General features: G+C 57.5%; 15 protein-coding genes, 3 pseudogenes and 1 riboswitch. Of the genes and pseudogenes, 12 read left to right on the top strand and 6 right to left on the bottom strand.

The window, feature by feature from the left end:
* Positions 1-321: 321 nt before the first annotated feature.
* From GTF44_RS18935 to GTF44_RS18925, 4 genes and pseudogenes are all read left to right on the top strand, one after another.
* Entirely contained in the window at positions 322-573 is a 252-nt protein-coding gene (locus GTF44_RS18935) for a type II toxin-antitoxin system ParD family antitoxin (RefSeq protein ID WP_171562661.1), read from the top strand.
* Positions 560-844 carry a type II toxin-antitoxin system RelE/ParE family toxin gene (locus tag GTF44_RS18930; protein ID WP_171562663.1) on the top strand — a complete coding sequence of 95 codons (285 nt, stop codon included), beginning with the start codon at positions 560-562 and terminating at the stop codon, positions 842-844. Before GTF44_RS18935 ends, GTF44_RS18930 begins: the two co-directional genes overlap by 14 nt.
* 253 nt (positions 845-1097) lie before the next feature.
* Positions 1098-1279, top strand: a pseudogene (locus GTF44_RS22180) (IS21 family transposase); the annotation flags it as partial.
* Positions 1263-1893 (top strand): annotated as a pseudogene (locus GTF44_RS18925) (ATP-binding protein). The pseudogenes GTF44_RS22180 and GTF44_RS18925, both read left to right, overlap by 17 nt.
* 328 nt (positions 1894-2221) lie before the next feature.
* Here GTF44_RS18925 and GTF44_RS18920 read toward each other — a convergent pair.
* The 3 genes from GTF44_RS18920 to GTF44_RS18910 form a co-directional block, all read right to left on the bottom strand.
* A complete protein-coding gene (locus tag GTF44_RS18920) occupies positions 2222-2716 on the bottom strand; it encodes a hypothetical protein (protein ID WP_171562666.1) in 495 nt (164 codons plus the stop codon).
* Between the two features lie 2011 nt (positions 2717-4727).
* On the bottom strand, positions 4728-5756 hold the full coding sequence (locus tag GTF44_RS18915) for an IS110 family transposase (protein ID WP_171567903.1): 1029 nt from the start codon (positions 5754-5756) through the stop codon (positions 4728-4730).
* A 102-nt stretch (positions 5757-5858) separates the two neighbouring features.
* Positions 5859-6616 (bottom strand): IS5 family transposase gene (locus tag GTF44_RS18910; RefSeq protein ID WP_171563349.1). Its coding sequence is split into 2 segments (ribosomal slippage): positions 5859-6295 and positions 6295-6616, totalling 759 coding nucleotides; the frame shifts between segments, so codons are not numbered across the junction.
* A 391-nt stretch (positions 6617-7007) separates the two neighbouring features.
* Between GTF44_RS18910 and GTF44_RS18905 the strand changes: the two genes are divergently transcribed.
* Positions 7008-7235: a hypothetical protein gene (locus tag GTF44_RS18905; protein WP_171563346.1), complete on the top strand. Its 228-nt coding sequence runs from the start codon at positions 7008-7010 to the stop codon at positions 7233-7235.
* Positions 7236-7770: 535 nt separating this feature from the next.
* Here the strand turns inward: GTF44_RS18905 and GTF44_RS18900 are convergent.
* A complete protein-coding gene (locus tag GTF44_RS18900; protein WP_171563344.1) occupies positions 7771-7959 on the bottom strand; it encodes an autotransporter in 189 nt (62 codons plus the stop codon).
* 175 nt (positions 7960-8134) lie between these two features.
* Positions 8135-9325, bottom strand: coding sequence for a Fic family protein (locus tag GTF44_RS18895; protein WP_171563342.1), 1191 nt, complete (start codon positions 9323-9325; stop codon positions 8135-8137).
* 242 nt (positions 9326-9567) lie between these two features.
* On the opposite strand from GTF44_RS18895, the gene GTF44_RS22595 reads away from it, so the two are divergent.
* The 3 genes and pseudogenes from GTF44_RS22595 to GTF44_RS22590 form a co-directional block, all read left to right on the top strand.
* A complete protein-coding gene (locus tag GTF44_RS22595; protein ID WP_367383444.1) occupies positions 9568-9834 on the top strand; it encodes an alpha/beta fold hydrolase in 267 nt (88 codons plus the stop codon).
* Positions 9835-10447: 613 nt separating this feature from the next.
* Positions 10448-11227 carry a M15 family metallopeptidase gene (locus GTF44_RS18885; protein ID WP_171563338.1) on the top strand — a complete coding sequence of 260 codons (780 nt, stop codon included), beginning with the start codon at positions 10448-10450 and terminating at the stop codon, positions 11225-11227.
* A gap of 127 nt (positions 11228-11354) precedes the next feature.
* A pseudogene (locus GTF44_RS22590) lies at positions 11355-11567 on the top strand (site-specific integrase); the annotation flags it as partial.
* On the opposite strand, the gene GTF44_RS22585 reads toward GTF44_RS22590, so the two are convergent.
* Complete coding sequence (locus tag GTF44_RS22585) at positions 11497-11919, bottom strand: GNAT family N-acetyltransferase (RefSeq protein ID WP_171566216.1); 423 nt, start codon at positions 11917-11919, stop codon at positions 11497-11499. The pseudogene GTF44_RS22590 and the gene GTF44_RS22585 overlap by 71 nt on opposite strands.
* 214 nt (positions 11920-12133) lie before the next feature.
* A riboswitch (TPP riboswitch) is annotated at positions 12134-12222 on the top strand.
* A 44-nt stretch (positions 12223-12266) separates the two neighbouring features.
* Between GTF44_RS22585 and thiM the strand changes: the two genes are divergently transcribed.
* The 4 genes from thiM to GTF44_RS18860 are packed head-to-tail and all read left to right on the top strand — an operon-like array spanning position 12267 to position 15257.
* A complete protein-coding gene (gene thiM, locus GTF44_RS18875) occupies positions 12267-13049 on the top strand; it encodes a hydroxyethylthiazole kinase (RefSeq protein ID WP_171563334.1) in 783 nt (260 codons plus the stop codon).
* Positions 13040-13690 (top strand): thiamine phosphate synthase, encoded by a 651-nt coding sequence (gene thiE / locus GTF44_RS18870; RefSeq protein WP_171563332.1) that lies wholly within the window; start codon positions 13040-13042, stop codon positions 13688-13690. The genes thiM and thiE overlap by 10 nt, the downstream gene beginning before the upstream one ends.
* Positions 13687-14496: a bifunctional hydroxymethylpyrimidine kinase/phosphomethylpyrimidine kinase gene (gene thiD / locus GTF44_RS18865; RefSeq protein WP_171563330.1), complete on the top strand. Its 810-nt coding sequence runs from the start codon at positions 13687-13689 to the stop codon at positions 14494-14496. Before thiE ends, thiD begins: the two co-directional genes overlap by 4 nt.
* On the top strand, positions 14493-15257 hold the full coding sequence (locus GTF44_RS18860) for a 3-oxoacyl-ACP reductase (protein ID WP_171563328.1): 765 nt from the start codon (positions 14493-14495) through the stop codon (positions 15255-15257). Before thiD ends, GTF44_RS18860 begins: the two co-directional genes overlap by 4 nt.
* The last annotated feature ends 349 nt before the right edge of the window (positions 15258-15606 follow it).

Genomic DNA, 15606 nt, shown 5'->3' with positions numbered 1-15606 from the left:
AACAAGGTTCGCATTGACCGCGTAACGTCGTACCACCTGCGCCACTGAATCAATCTTCTCAATGAGTGGGAGGACCAGCCAAGGTCCGCACTAAACTTCATATACAAGGGCTTATGCATCTTTAGGCTAGCAGTAGCCTCAGTCACGCCTTGCCCCACCCAGATCTGTTCACTGCAGCTATGAGCCCCAAGACTAAGAGTATATGCTTAAGCCTTCACTATTGTCTGTTCGGTCCAAAAGGGCATGGCGCTCAAATCATAACTCGTTGATCCTTGTCAACACTACCAAGTTTTGGTAATATGGGGGTGAAGGGTCAACGAAATGAAGAATACATCCGTTGCGCTAGGCGATCATTTTGAAGAGTTCGTAGCAGGGCAAGTGGCCTCCGGGCGGTACAAATCTGCCAGTGAAGTCATGCGTGACGCCTTGCGACTTCTGGAAGCCAAGAGCAACCACCGAGAGGCAGTTATTGCCGCTCTGGTGGAAGGTGAGAAGAGCGGCGTTAGCGACCGGACACCTGAAGAGATTCGTGCTGCCGTGAAGCAAGAATTGCGTCTCGATGGGGGCGTATAGGCTGACCGCGAAAGCGGACGAAGACCTTACAAATCTTTATCGCTACGGGATCGAGACCTTCGAGCTTGCTCGTGCAGATAACTACTTCGACAGTCTGATTGTACATTTGACCGAGATCAGCGACGCACCGATGCAGTTTCAGAAATCAGACTACCGCGAAGGATACAGGCGCAGCGTGCATCATCCGCATACGATCTATTATCGCATCATCAATTCTGATTTGGTCGAGGTGGTCCGCATCTTGCGCGGACAAGACCCACGGGAGCTTTAAGCGCCGAAGAATTTAACGTAGAAATCCAAGACGACTTCATCGAACGTCAATCGAAAGCGTCACCGATTCAGGTGCTATCCGAGTTCGTTTGGAATGCTCTTGATGCGGACGCGACCGAGGCCGGCGTTGAGCTGGAATATGATGACCTTGGAGGCCTCTCCAAATCCATATCAGCGACGATGGCCGCGGGTATGCCTAGGGCCGATGTTTCAACTCGCTTCGGGAACCTTGGCGGTTCGTGGAAACGGCGCAGTCGGCACACGAAGAACCGCCGCCGCCCCTATTAATTGCGACGCCTGACGCACTGCGGCTCTCATGTGAGCCCGCCGCCAATTGCGACCGCTATGACAGCTTAAGGAGAACACAGAATGAAACGCTCGGACGTGGTGGAGCAATAGGCCAGCTGAAGCTCTACGGCATGAGGGCGGCCTATGATAAGACACCGACCACCGCCATCAAACGCCAGCATGAACCCCAACAGATCATCGGCGATCTGCTGAACCGCCGAGATCAGGGAGAAGCAGGCCAGATCGGTCAAATATCAGATGACCATCGCCAAGCTGCCGCTCGCCAAGGAAATCGAAGAGTTCGACTTCGAAGCGGCGGAGGTCAACGAGACCCTGATCCGCGACCTGGCCAACGGCGACTTCCTCAACCATCAGCGCAATCTCGTGCTGATCGGCGGCACTGGAACCGGTAAGATCAATCTCGCCGTCAGTATCGCCCTGGCCTGTATCCGGGCCGGACGCCGGGGGCGATTCTTCAACGTCGTCGATCTGATGAACACGCTCGACGCCGAAGCTCGCGCCAAGCGGCAGGGCCGCACCGCAGACCTAATCTCCCGCCTCGACCTCCTGACCCTCGACGAGTTGGGTTATCTCCTGTTCTACCTGATCAGCAAGCTCTACGAGCGCACTTCGATCATCGTCACCACCAACCTGGCCTTCGGCGACGCCAAGATAACCACTGCGCTCCTCGACCGCCTCACGCATCATTGTGAAATCGTCGAAACCGGAAACGAAAGCTGGCGCTTCAAGAACCGGGCGTAACGCCAAGCCGCTGCGTAAATTGAAGACTACGCGGCGCCGGGGCCAGCTCAGCGCCAAGGGGGTCAATATTGGACGCCGATAGGGGGGACAGGATTGGATGCCGATTGACACGCTGTTCGTTGGCCTTGTGCACCCAACGGGCCCATATCTCTCCCCCGAACAGGTGGATGCTGAGATAGAGAGGTCGCCACTCCAAAGAACCGGCGAAGCGATTTGGTCTTTGGAGACAGGGGCTCCAAGTCAAAGCGTGGCCTGGCGGGATCCGCGAACAGACGATCGACATAGGTGATGGGGCGCATGGTTTGCGTTCAATGAACCGGTGTAGTGCCTACTCTGCCTGACCAAAGTCGATGCGCAACTGGTTGTATCCGAAGACGCTATTTTCGGCTTTGGTAGAGCCAGCCACCATCGCGTAGGTCAGCAATCCCCCACCCCATGCACGCGTCCTTTTTTCGACCGTTCGGTTCACAGGGGTAAAACTGGCGCTGCGAGTTTCTCCTTCATGCGTACAGCTCATTGTGATCGCTGGCGTCTGCTCGGCAAAGCTCGGCAGGATGATTTGCGCCGGGGTCGTAACTCTAGCCGCGTAGAACGGGCTTGAGATCTGGCAAGGTACGTCCGTTATCTCCTGTCGGCGGCCAACAAAGGTGCGAACCTCAACGGTCTCTGTTCCGTTGGCCGTCTGTCTCGCTCCCTGCGCATTGTAGATGGGATTGACAGGTTCAGTAGTAATGTCGACGCCGGACGCACAGGCAGACAAAGCCAAAGCAGCACCAATAACAAGCATCATCTTGGCGACCCGATCAGTTTTAGAAATATGCATTAGTCCGTTTTTTCCTATTTCCTGGGTTTGTTAACTTACAAGGTGGCTCGTTTGTCTAAGCTGTTTCGATCCGTTTTAAGTGGATTTTCCGCTCGGCTATGTCGCGACCGGGACTAGTCGCGACAGGTTGAGATATTTCTGATCGGGCGTCTGGCCTTATAGAGATGAATGCGGCCTGCTCGCGTTGTAGAAGGTTCAGATTTGACGCTCGCAACTGCATCCAGTTAACTCACGTGCTATCCGATCTTAGACTCAGAGTGCCGGACCGAAAATACTAGACTCCTATATTTAAATAGGACTTCGCTATGATGACGCCCTGGCATGTCGGCCCGTGACCGGGCTCGAACAGCTGCGGCCCAACTGTTTCAGCGCCGCGCTCTGAAACCAGGTGTTTTGATTGTTCGTTGCATCCTATTCATAGCAGCGATACGGCGACCGCAAGCTGACATCGCGGAATTGAGCCGGGAGTTGGTGATCAATGCCAGAACTGTCGCGAAGGAGCGTAGTCGGCAGATTGTCGAGTATTGGAAGACTGCCCAAAAGAGCCGTGCTCCACCGTTTTTAACTAAGAGCAGAGTGTCATAGCTCGTATCTATTTAAGTATTCAAAGGGAGTATTACTCTTCGCAGAAAGCTGGGTCTAGGTTCTTCATACGGTGGGAGTTATGTGGATCGTTGCCCAAGACTGATCCGCTACGCGCCCGACCCTCCCCTTTTTACCAGAAAAGGGGAGGGTGATTAGGCTAGATGAACAAGGGTTGGAGCTTGGGATGGAAAAGAGACTTTGTTTTGGACGGTCGCCTTTGCATCTGACGTGTATTGGCCTTTGATATGGACAGTCTGAATGCGCACGCAATCCATAGATGGACACCTGCCTGAGTTTGCGATGCAAAAAGCGCCAATAATATCTGCACTTAACTCAGCCTTTTGCTTGCGGCTTGAGTTGAGCGGCCGTATCATCGGTTCATCGGGCGCGTGGCGTAGGCAGCAGAACTCACCGGTCTTCTCCTCCTGACAGTCTGACACCCGGCCCAAGGTCGGCCACAGCTTGTGGACTAGCTGACCCTCCGGTCCCTGTATCTGGATTGGATGGCCTGGAGCGGTCATACGCGCTTTCCGTGACGCACGATGTGGCGGTCACCGATGAGAGATCAGCTGCAACCCTCCTACACTTTTTCCCCTGGATTAGAACGGACGGCGCGGACGAACCGCGGCCGTCCCACTCGTTGGCTCGCTTTCGGCTGAGGCTGCCACACCGCCTCTGGCCGATGCCGATCCCCATACCTATGCCCGCATTTCTGCCACCCCACTGACCACTCGACGGGCAGGGCGGTGCCTTGCCTCGATTGTGCTCGAGTCCCTCACAGGAGAGTTTCAAAAATGACAAACCAGTCCTCAGATACCCAGCCCGCCCTTCGCCCGCTTAACGTCTCTGTTCGAGGTGGCCGCTTGACCAAGATCAAAGGCCGGGTAGCGAGCATTGCGCCAGGGCTCTCGGTTGTGGCGACAGCTGCGGCGCTGCTTGCGGGTGGTGCGGGCCAGGCAGCGGCTCAGGCGACTGCGGTCCGGGGGTGCGCGGGCGAATCCCCGAACCAAACCGTTGGAAGCGCCATCACATGTAACACTGGCAACTATAGTAATGGCATCCAATATGACACAACTGGGACGTTTACTCTAACCCTTAGGGTCAGGACTTCGGTAACGGAGGCACCCCAGTCAAGCGGTTTTGCGCACAACAATTGACCCGCCGTAGAGGTTCTTTGATATTCTTGGTGCCGGTCCTGGCTTCTTTCGCGGCCTACGGCTGAGATCCTTTGGGTACATGCTTCGGTTCGTGGTCAGCGCGGCGGCTGCCAACATGATGCTGGTTCGATGTAATTCCGATGTGCCCATCTCATAGGCGTGCTTGATTGAAGTCGGCGACTGTCCTGACCACGGCATCATCGGAACCACGTCCCTGCGGGACCTCAAAGGCCTGCGGTCAGGCAGGCAACGGGTGGGGTGTCATCCTGTTAGGCAGGGTTTGGCGCCGCATCTGATTGGAAGGTTGTGCCATCGACCCAAATCCGATGAAGTATGACAGCGATACGGCGTGCGAGGGCGACCATTGCGATTTTGCGTCCGCGCCGCTGCGCGAGTTGGGCTCCCCAGGTTCTCAGCCATGTCGATCGGCCGCGGTTCATCATGACGGTTGCGGCCTGGCACAACGCCCTCCTCAGATTGACGTCACCAGCTTTGGTGATACCGCCTGACAGGTCCCGTTCTCCGGACTGGTTGCGTGAAGGCGTCAAGCCAACCCACGGTCCGACCCGCTTTGAAGATCGAAAGCGGGTTGGATCATCGACAGCTGCGCGGAAGGTCAGTGCGACGACTGCACCGATCCCCGGCATTGTCATCAAACGATGGCACACTGGATCGTCCTGGGCGAGCTGGCGTACCTGTTTCTCAAGGGCTGCCAGTTCTTGTCGCAACGTTGCTCTGGCGCGTAGCATTGGCGCTGTTGCGGTTTCCAGCATCGGATTGCCATCTGCCAATTCCCGAATGCGTGTCTCGAACCTGCCGCGGGAGATCGCACCAACCTTGAGGCCGAAGTTCCGCAGCAGTCCGCGCAACGACATTTCCAGAGCGATCATGTTCTGCTGGATAGCCTTTCGAGCGCCGAGAACCGCCCGGGTTTCCTGAGCAGAGACGGATTTACAGTGGACCGGGCGGAACCAGCCGAGATGAAGAAGGCGTGCAATCCCTTCTGCATCGCGCCGATCCGTCTTGATCGGCATCGCCTTCAGCGCTCCTTTCACCTGCCGTGTTTCCATGAGCACCGCCTCCAGGCCAGCTTCGGTCAGCCCTCTGTGCAGCCATTGCGACAGTGGCCCAGCCTCAAGGCCAATCGCTGCGATACTGCCGTCAAGTTCGTCCAACCAGTGCGCCAGAGCTTCCGGGTCACTTTCAGTCTCCGCCTCTTTGACGATCCGGCCATGCTCGCTTACCACGCACACTGCGGTCTTCGCCAACGACACATCCAATCCGATAAATAGCTTCATCCCGTCATCCTCCATCTAGGGTCAATACGGGAATGGCGACAGCGCCGTGCTGGTCTGACAAGTGGCAACGGTCGTGCGTGACGCAGGCCCCGTTACAGCATCTCATAGCCAGTAGATGACGAGTGCTGCGAGGGCGATGGCTGACAGGAAGACCTTCGGGCACCGGTCGTAGCGGGTTGCCACACGCCGCCAGTCCTTCAACCTGCCGAACATGATCTCGATCCGGTTCCGGCGTTTGTAGCGCCGCCTGTCGTACTTTACCGGTTTCTTCCGCTGCTTCCGGCCAGGGATGCAGGCACGTATCCCTTTATCTTTCAACGCTTCTCGGAACCAATCAGCGTCGTAACCACGATCCCCGAGCAGCCAATCGACATCTGGCAGACTGCTCAACATTGCCCGCGCGCCAATGTAGTCGCTGACCTGACCAGCGGTGACGAAGAGGCTGAGCGGACGACCCTGACTGTCGCAGATGGCATGCAACTTGGTGTTCATGCCGCCTTTTGTTCGACCTATCAGGCGTCCACGCCCCCCTTTTTGACGCCTAAACTGGTCGCGGTACGGTGGGCTTTCAGGTAGGTGGCGTCGATCATCACAGTCTTGTCTGCACCGTGTTCGGCAGCTAGGCCGACCATCATCCGGGCGAAGATGCCTTTGTCGCTCCACCGTTTCCAACGGTTATAGAGTGTTTTGTGTGGGCCATAGGCCGAAGGGGCGTCGCGCCATCTCAACCCGTTGCGATTAATGAAGATAATGCCGCTCAGCACACGTCGATCATCAACGCGTGGCTTGCCGTGGGACTTGGGGAAGAAGGGCTCAAGACGCGCCATCTGCGCATCCGTCAGCCAGAAAAGATCAGGCATGGTCACCGCTCGTTTTTCGAACCGTGAATCAGACCGCTGCACGGAAATCAATGGGTCCTGACCCTAGGTCGCTATTGGCAGACAGCAGCCTCTCTAATCGGGCATTTAGGTCAGATTCTTTTCATCGTTTCGTTCCCATCCTTTGGGATCGTGTCTCTCATCAGGCTCAAACCGCTCTGCACAGTGATTACTGGCCAAAGTCCGGTTGTTCGCCTCGGGTCGAGCGGTCATCTCGAGTTCCTCGAAATGCGGTAGGGCTTCCGGACCCCGAACGTCTTGAAGAGCATCGGAAAGCCGATCAGACCGCACGCATGGAACAACCCGAGAGACGGCAAGTTCGTCAGGAACGGCCTCTGGCGGTCCAGCACTTTCGAGCGCCGGTGCCTTATCCTTGGTGACGGCCTTCAACGAGACCAAGGGCGAGAGCCCGGCCACCTTCGCGGTCACCGAGCTCTGGCGCTTCGAACGGGAGGAACCGCGCGGCAAGGGCAAGGACGGTCTGACACACATGATGGCCACGACCGAGACCAACAATCTGATCCAGCCAATTCACACGCCCAAACGGATGCGGATCGTGCGCAAGGGGTTGGCAAGAAGGCCGATCCTGTTCCGACTGTGATCGATCTCCTCCGAGGCCGCCCTCGGCGGTCGGCAGGGCAGACCGCCGCCTTCCCTAACCGTCACATCTCAGCTTTTGAGCGATCAGTTGTTGGTTTGTGGCCGATTTACCTGTACCACTTGGACTACTCGCAGGACTACGCTGAGGCTTTTCAGTACGAGATTGACCATTTAATCCTGGAGCACTTGAGCAGCAATCCCCTGCTCGGGCACCTATACCATGAGCCCGCGGCATCCGACGTCTGATCTTTCAGAAGCGTTACAACATCTACTACACGCTTCGAGACGACACCGTTTTCGTGCTATTCATCATTGATGGGCGAATGGGGATCAATCAGGACATTGAGGAGTACGGGCTCGATACCAATGACCTTATTGGATAAATACATCATTTCGGTTTAACCTAAATAAATGAATGTCTCGAAACATCCATAAATTGGCCAGGCCCGCACTGCGGGCTGATTGTGCTTCAAGCTGGTCTCTGCGATGGAGGCTGGCTTGGCACGCGTCCAGATGTCGGCGGCGGTGCGGGGTTTCTAGAACATCACTTTGAGACCTGCGCTTGCGCTGAGGGCGCTGGCATCCCCGGCGTTGCCGAGCCCGGTGGCATAGGAGGCCTCGCCGAAGAGATCCACGCGGTCAGTCCACGCATAGCGGCCCTCAACACCGACCCCAAGCGCCCAGGCCTCATTCTCCGTCGTCAGCGACGCGGACCCAACCCGCACCTCGCTGCCGCTCCGGTGCTAACAACCATCACTTTGGTCGCTATACGCCTGCGCCCGCACCACACCGAGGCTTTCGATCTTGACAGTTTCCCCCGCTCATTGGCGCGTGCCTAGTCCGGTTGCAGACGCAACCGGGTTTCGAAGGTAAGGTTTTCTTGGTGAAGCCATTCCGCCTCTAAGCCGCTGGAAACAGTCCCGGCATCCAGCGCTCCGCATACTTGGCAGGAAAGGCAAGATAGAGCGGCGCCCGAGTACTATCGGACGTGACCGCGCCAGCCTTAAGCAGCGCTGAGGTGATGCGCCGTGCAGCACGATCACTCATACCGAGCATGGTATCCACTTCGCCTCGCTCCAGCACGCCCTGGAACAGGATTGCCTTCAGCACGATATCTGACTTCGGCGGCAGGACTCCCGCGCGCATCTCTTCTTCTGCCCAGATCATGATGCGATCCCGCAGTCGGTTTGCTTGCATTAGCGTGCGCATGAATTCGACCTGATCAATGCTGGTACGAAGGAAGAACTCTGTGAACGATGCCAAAGCTGCTTCGCTCATAGTGCCACGGCCATCGCGATCACCACGCCTTGGCCCGTCACTGGCTTGCAGATGGGCTTTGTACTCCTGCTCCTGCCGCGCTAAGCCGCGCGCGACGGACCAAAGCCCCCGTGTATCGAGTGCGTTGCGCAGCATGGCATAAGACATCAGGCGCGCGACACGGCCATTGCCATCCAGAAAGGGGTGAACCCAAAGAAGCCGATGATGAGCGCAAGCGGCGGCCAGGATCGCCTCGATACGGCCAGCGCGCGCATAGGCTTCGTGCATCCGATCCATAAATCGCGGCACAGCGCCGGGACTAACAGCAACATGACGACCAACTTCCACATAGCGTTCCCGCAACTCTCCGGGCACGACTTTGACCCGCTCGCCTGTGCCTGGATACTCGACCCATAGAAGGTCCTCAGGCACCAGCTCGCAGAAGCGTCGATGCATCTCTATGATCGAGGCGGGAGCCGTTGGCAGTTCCGCCATGCCATCTTCATCGATCCATTTCTGGACGGTGATGTGGGCCTTGGCTTCGAGCTGAAGATCGCGCTTCTTCGGATCGGTGCTGTAGTCGTCGTCCAGCGCACGCTCAATGTCGATGGGATGTGTGTTGTGGCCTTCAATCAAGTTTGAGTAGTAGCAGTTCATCGCACGCACGAGATCAGCCAGTGCCGCCGCAGTCGACTCCGGCAAGCTGCTTCGGAAGGCTGCCGATTTTTCGGCAAGCTCCAGGGCGAGATCGTTCAACCCGCCCCGGTGGGGCGAACCCTCGCTCACCATCAGCGGCTCAAAGAGCCCTATGCTTTCGCCTTCGTCTTGTGCCATTCTTGGCCTGTTTCTTGTCCGGTTCTCAGGCTATATCCAAACCTGCATCTACAAAAACGTTATCATATACTTAATCGGAATGAAAGCTCGATATAATCCGGTACTATGTCCGGTTTATTGGCCGGTTCTTTAGCCAGTTGCCAGGAAGCGCCCGGCGCGGAGACCGGGCGCGAAAGGATCAGAAGGCCGGGCCTCGACTGACCAACGGCGTCGCCAACTGTCTCAGCGAGCGCTTCACGGTTATCCTCCCGGATCGCCGCGGACACGGCGATAGCGGTCGTCCGAAGAGGCCCGAAGGCTTTGGGATGCGGATGATTGAAGATGTCTTCTGTATTCTGGATGTCGAAGGTTATCACACTGCTCATCTGGTCGGCTTCTCACAAGGATCAGAAGTCGCTTGGAGAGCAGCTTTGGAGTTCCCGGTCGAATACGCTCCGTTTTCCTTGTCTCGTCGGGCTGGCCGGGACCGGAGCTGGACGTCGCTTTGCAGGGCTACGCGGACATACTAGGCTGGCTGCCCCAAGCGATTGCTGAAGGGGAAGCGTGGCTCACTCCAAGTCCTGACTTCGAGGCGTTTCAGGCGATCGTCGCATGAATGCCAGAGGTCATAGATGTCCCAGAGGCTGCCCTGACGCACTTGAACGTACCGGTTTTTGGTCTTGCAGGCTCAGAGGACCCGGAGAGAGCAACGATTGAAAGACTCGAAGGTCTTCTCCCAGATTTTTCCTTAGAAATTCTTCCGGAAACAGATCACCCTGGGAGCTCAGAACACCCAGACCTGCCTCGGCTGATCGACGGCTTCCTGAGACGTATGGAGGTGTGAACTCATTTTGCTTCCCTCACAAAACTGACATTCGTGCAGCAGAAGCGAATAGACGCTTCGTCCGCCTTGCCGACCTCAATGCTTCCGAATCCGCTGTTCTTGTCGCGCCACACAGCCGCAAGTCTGCTTCGAGCCCTTTTTACCGAATGCTGCGCCCGACACGAATGGCGGCTGTGGTGACGCCGCGGTCCGTGAATGCATATTCCGTACTACAGTTTTGTCCGAGTGATCGATGCCGGAAAGCACTATTGACCTCTTTGCTCCGTGCTTTCCGGTGGGTGCGGTTGTATGTTCCAGTAATGAACGTTTTCGATCTTCCATTTATTCCAATCACTGACGACCGTGGCGACACACGGGGCTATCACGCCGTGCGTGTTGATACGGGAGACCCTCGTGGGCAAGAGCGGCTTGTCGATGTCATTGAGCATGGTATCGCCGCAGTGCCATACTACCACATAGCGGATGGATCGAATGCGCCCTACGAGCGCCGAATTGAGGGAAGCATGTCGCGGGTGTTATGTCGCTCCGGACTCGTGCCAATGCTGCATCGGGCTAACGAACTCCTCGCTGATCAAGGTTGTGAACTCGTCGTCTATGATGCCTACCGCCCAATAGAGACCCAAAAGGGTCTTTGGTCATGGGCATTGTCCAAGTTCACACGCGAAAACCCGGATCTTGCGAATGCAGAGGTCGTTGAACTGACGAGCCAGTATAGTTCAGACCCGAGACGCTTTGACCCAGCAGATTCCTCCACATGGCCAACGCATTCAACAGGTGGCTCGGTGGATGTGATGCTTCAATCACTAGGGGATGGTGCGGTCTTGGATTTGGGCGCCGCTTTCGACGATCTAGGACCGGTCGCCCACACTGATCATCTGGAGCGCAGCGTGATTTGCGGCGAGATTGAGCCGAATACATCGGCTCTCCTGAATCGTCGGCTGCTTTATTATGCAATGACACAGGCTGGTTTCGTGAACTATCCAGCCGAGTTCTGGCACTATGACTTCGGCAATCAGATGTATGCGTTCAATTCGGACGAGGCCGCTCCAGCTTGGTATGGCTACGCTGCAGCACCTTGAGGCTAGAACGCTTCAGACGATTGTTCGCCTAAGCTCCAAGTAACCAAATAGTGGCGAAAGTAGACCTTCGAGATGGTGATCCCAACGGCAGCATCCTCCTCGTCCCGCATTCGGCCCGTCCGAGCACGTCATTCGAACCGAGCGAGCCGACAGGACAAGCCCGCAGGCGATCGTCAACATGTTTGCGTCCTGGTATCGTGACCTTGGCCTGTTGGGCTGTTCATCTCACAGCGGCAGGCGAACGTTCATCACCAATGCCGCCAAGAAGATTACAGACGTTGGCGGCTCGTTGCGGGATGTTCAGTACCTCGCAGGGCACACCTCTCTTCATACGACAGAGAGGTACATTGACTACTCGACAGTAGCCCGCGCATCTCAACGTTTGACCGATTGGTCGATGTCCAGGTTTCAGGCCGTTCTGAAGCCGTCGCTTCGAGCAGGGCTTGTCCAACACCGCGCCGACGTGAACCTTGGTCTACGATGAGAAGAGAGACGAACGCTTTTTCAAAGAAGTAGTGGTCATCAAGGCAGCAAAACCCGACAATTCGGCCCTGATCAAGGGCAAGTCTCAGACCGCCGCGTTCAGCCACAGCTTCAATGTATGAGGCTCTTTCGTGTGTGCCAGTCACACTTAAATCGATCTGAATCGCCACGACGATATCATCTTCGGTTCTGCCGGTTCGAACTTGCATGCCACAAGTTTAACAAGTGTCCGGATGAATGGCAGCAACGTCTCGCTAAGCGATGGTGGTCAGAACCGCCCCATCTTTAGGATGCCACGCTGCCTCCGATGTCCGGAGAGAGCCCCAAAGCGCCAGATACTGCATGCCGTTCGGATGTCAGCTACTGGTGTCGGTCCACGGCGTCCTGAACTTTGGTTGACCTCACGTCTCAAATGATTATCCATGAAGCTGTCAGGGGCGCCGCGAGGCTGAGATGCACCCTTTGAACCTGAACCGGATAATGCCGGCGGAGGGAGGCACCAATAGACCCGCTCGGTCTGTCGCGTCTTTCCGTTGTTGAGAAAAGGAAAGACTGCATGACACCCAATGATGCCTTTGATGCGCTACGCAATCAGGCACCGCTCGTCCATTGCATCACCAACTATGTCGCGATGAACATTGCGGCGAATGTGACCTTGGCGGCTGGTGCTTTTCCAGCCATGATCCACGCGCCCGAAGAGGTGGCGGACTTTGCCCCGATTGCCAGGGCGCTCACCATCAACATAGGCACTCTTTCTGCTCCATGGGTAGATAGCATGAAGGCCGCCGCTGTCGCCGCGAACAAAGCCGACGTGCCCTGGGTGCTCGACCCGGTTGCTCATTTCACAACGGCCTATCGCGCCAATGCCGCGCTGGATTTGCTCGCACTTAAACCAACCGTCGTGCGGGGGAATGCATCAGAGATCATTGCGCTGGCTGGCGGCGCAGGGTCAGGTAAGGGCGCCGATAGCGGTGATAGCGTTAGCGATGCACATAGCTCGGCCGAGGCCCTGGCAAGCAACCATGGCTGCGTCGTAGCAGTCTCGGGCGCTGTTGATTTCATTACGGATGGTGCGCGGAGTGCCAGCATCACGGGTGGTTCAGACCTTATGCCGAAAGTTACAGCGTTGGGTTGTTCACTCACTGCGCTGGTAGGGGCCTATGCCGCTGTGGCCCCCAGTCTAGAGGCAACGATCGCTGCCTTCCTCCACTTCGCCGAAGCCGGCGAGCGGGCAGGTGAAGAAGCCAACGGACCCGGCAGCTTCTCGGTTGCTTTCCTAGATATGCTGCATGCGCTGCAACCGGGTGACCTTGCTGAGACGCGCGTCTCATGGCGTTAACCACCAACAGCCTTCGGTTATACCTGGTGACCGACCCTAGCCTCTGCCCTGGTCCGGCATTGGTCGAGACCGTGGAGGCTGCAGTTCGGGGAGGCGTGAGCTTTGTGCAGTTGCGCGACAAGGATGCCTCGACGCGCGACCGTATTGAGGCGGCGCGCGCACTCAAAGGCGTCTTAGGCGGTACGGGCGTCCCCTTGGTCATCAACGATGATCTTGAGGCGGCGGCCGCAGCCGATGTGGACGGCGTCCATATCGGCCAGGAGGACGTGACGCCTACCCGCGCGCGGGGGCATATCGGGCGAGATAAGATCATTGGTCTATCCTGTGAGACGCCAGACCAAGTCGCGGCAGCAGATCCCCAACTTGTGGACTATCTTGGCCTCGGGACGGTCTTTCCGACGTCAACCAAGTTGGATCACAAGCCGACGATTGGCCTAGCCGGCTTGGCCGATATGGCGCGTTTAGCACAGGTCCCCACTGTCGCCATCGGCGGGCTAAAGCAAGTACATGCTGCCGATGCCTTGCGTGCGGGATGTGACGGCATCGCTGTCGTCTCCGCAATTTGCGGTCAGCCTGACCCCGAAGGCGCGGCCCGCGATCTGTGCCGCGCTTTACAGCAAACGAAGGAGCCCCCCTCATGATCAAGAATGTATTGACTATTGCTGGCTCCGATCCTTCTGGTGGAGCGGGCATCCAAGCCGACCTCAAGGCCTTTGCCGCCAACGGGGTCTATGGGATGGCAGCTGTGACCGCGCTCACCGCCCAAAACACCCAAGGCGTGACCGGCGTCGAACTGTTGCCGCCGCATTTTGTCAGAGCGCAGATCAAGGCTGTTTTTGCAGATGTCCGCGTCGATGCGGTCAAGATCGGGATGATCGCTACCGCCGAAATTGCTGCCGCAGTGGCGGACGCCTTGTCCGCCTATCCTACCCCTCCCATCGTGCTCGACCCCGTGATGGTCGCCAAGGGCGGTGCGCTGCTGCTGCAGGAAGACGCGATGGAAGCGTTGCGCATAACCCTTCTACCCATTGCGACGATCCTCACCCCAAACCTGCCAGAGGCAGCCCGTTTGCTGGAAAGGCCTGAAGCAAGCGGCCGAGACGAGATGGCCGCCCAAGCTTGCGCATTGGCGGCGTTGGGCCCCCAGGTTGCGCTGGTCAAAGGCGGGCACCTCACCGGTGATGAAAGCCCCGATGTTCTTTGGGATGGCGCTGCGCTCCACTGGTTCGAAGGCACGCGCACCCTCACCAAGAACACCCATGGCACCGGTTGTACCCTGTCTTCCACTATTGCCGCCCAAATCGCCAAGGGCCTGGCCCCAAGCGCGGCAGTGGCTCAAGCCAAGCGATACGTCTCGGGCGCGATTGCGGCGGCGGACCGGCAGACTGTCGGGCACGGCCATGGGCCAGTCCACCATTTCTACGATCTTTGGAAGGAGAAAACATGAGCAAAGCCCTGAGCGAACAGACCGTCCTCGTCACTGGCGCTGGCCGAGGATTGGGCGCGGCAATCGCCAGCGCGTTTGCCTGCGAAGGCGCGAAAGTAGTGATCAATTACCGCAACAGTCAGGCTGCCGCCGACAAGCTCGCCGAAAGGCTGGGCGACCACGTCGTCGCCTTGCAAGCCGATGTGCAAGACGCAGAAGCAGTTGCGCAGATGGTGAAGCAAGCCGAAACAGATCTCGGCCAGATTACGACTGTCATCCATAACGCCCTGGCTGATTACAGCTTTGACGGCGATGGCCGCGCCACTATCGAGAAACTGACCTCCGCCGAGATGCTCTCGCAACATAGTACCGCCGTGTTAGGGGCGCTTAACGTTATCCAAGCCACCACGCCCGCGATGGCGGATGCGAGCTTTGGGCGGATCGTCACCATCGGCACAAACCTTGTCCAAAACCCGGTGGTGCCCTATCACGACTACATCTCGGCTAAGGCGGCTTTGCTTGCGCTGACACGCACCGCAGCCGCCGAGCTTGGACCGAGGGGTATCACGGTCAACATGGTCTCGGGTGGTTTGCTCAGAACCACGGATGCTAGCTCCGCAACCCCAGCTGAGGTCTTTGACTACATCGCGGGCGTCACACCGCTCCGCTCCGTCACCACACCCGAAGAAGCCGCCGACGCCGTCTTGTTCTTCGCAAGCCCTTGGGCGCGCGCCGTGACGGGCCAGAACCTCGTGGTCGATGGCGGCTTGGTGTTCGGCTGAACCAATAGAAGCGGTCATTGAACCGCGGCGATTGCTGCATCGACGCCCAAAGTCCGCTTTCGGGAAGCTGAACTGCGGCGCTCGTGTCCAGGTGAACGGCAACTCTGGGTCGGGATGTGACGACGCTTCTCGTCTCAAGGAGCAGAGATGTAGCGCCGCCACGGATCTCCGTTCCGAGCCCTAAAGTGACGAATTCTGTAGCGCCCGTAAATTATCGCTTTCTTCTCGGTTCGCACATCAACGCAGACTTAGCCGAGGCTCAGTTTGAAGCGGTCTGATGTGTTGGATACGTGACTGCTCTGAAACCCGATTTTCCCGCCGTTTGTAGTTAGAGTTTTTCGCTCGTATT

The sequence above is a fragment of the Roseobacter sp. HKCCD6576-2 genome, assembly GCF_013179285.1.
GTDB lineage: Bacteria > Pseudomonadota > Alphaproteobacteria > Rhodobacterales > Rhodobacteraceae > Rhodophyticola > Rhodophyticola oceani.
Note: the sequence above shows the minus strand (reverse complement) of the source record. Positions and strands in the feature narration are given on the sequence as shown.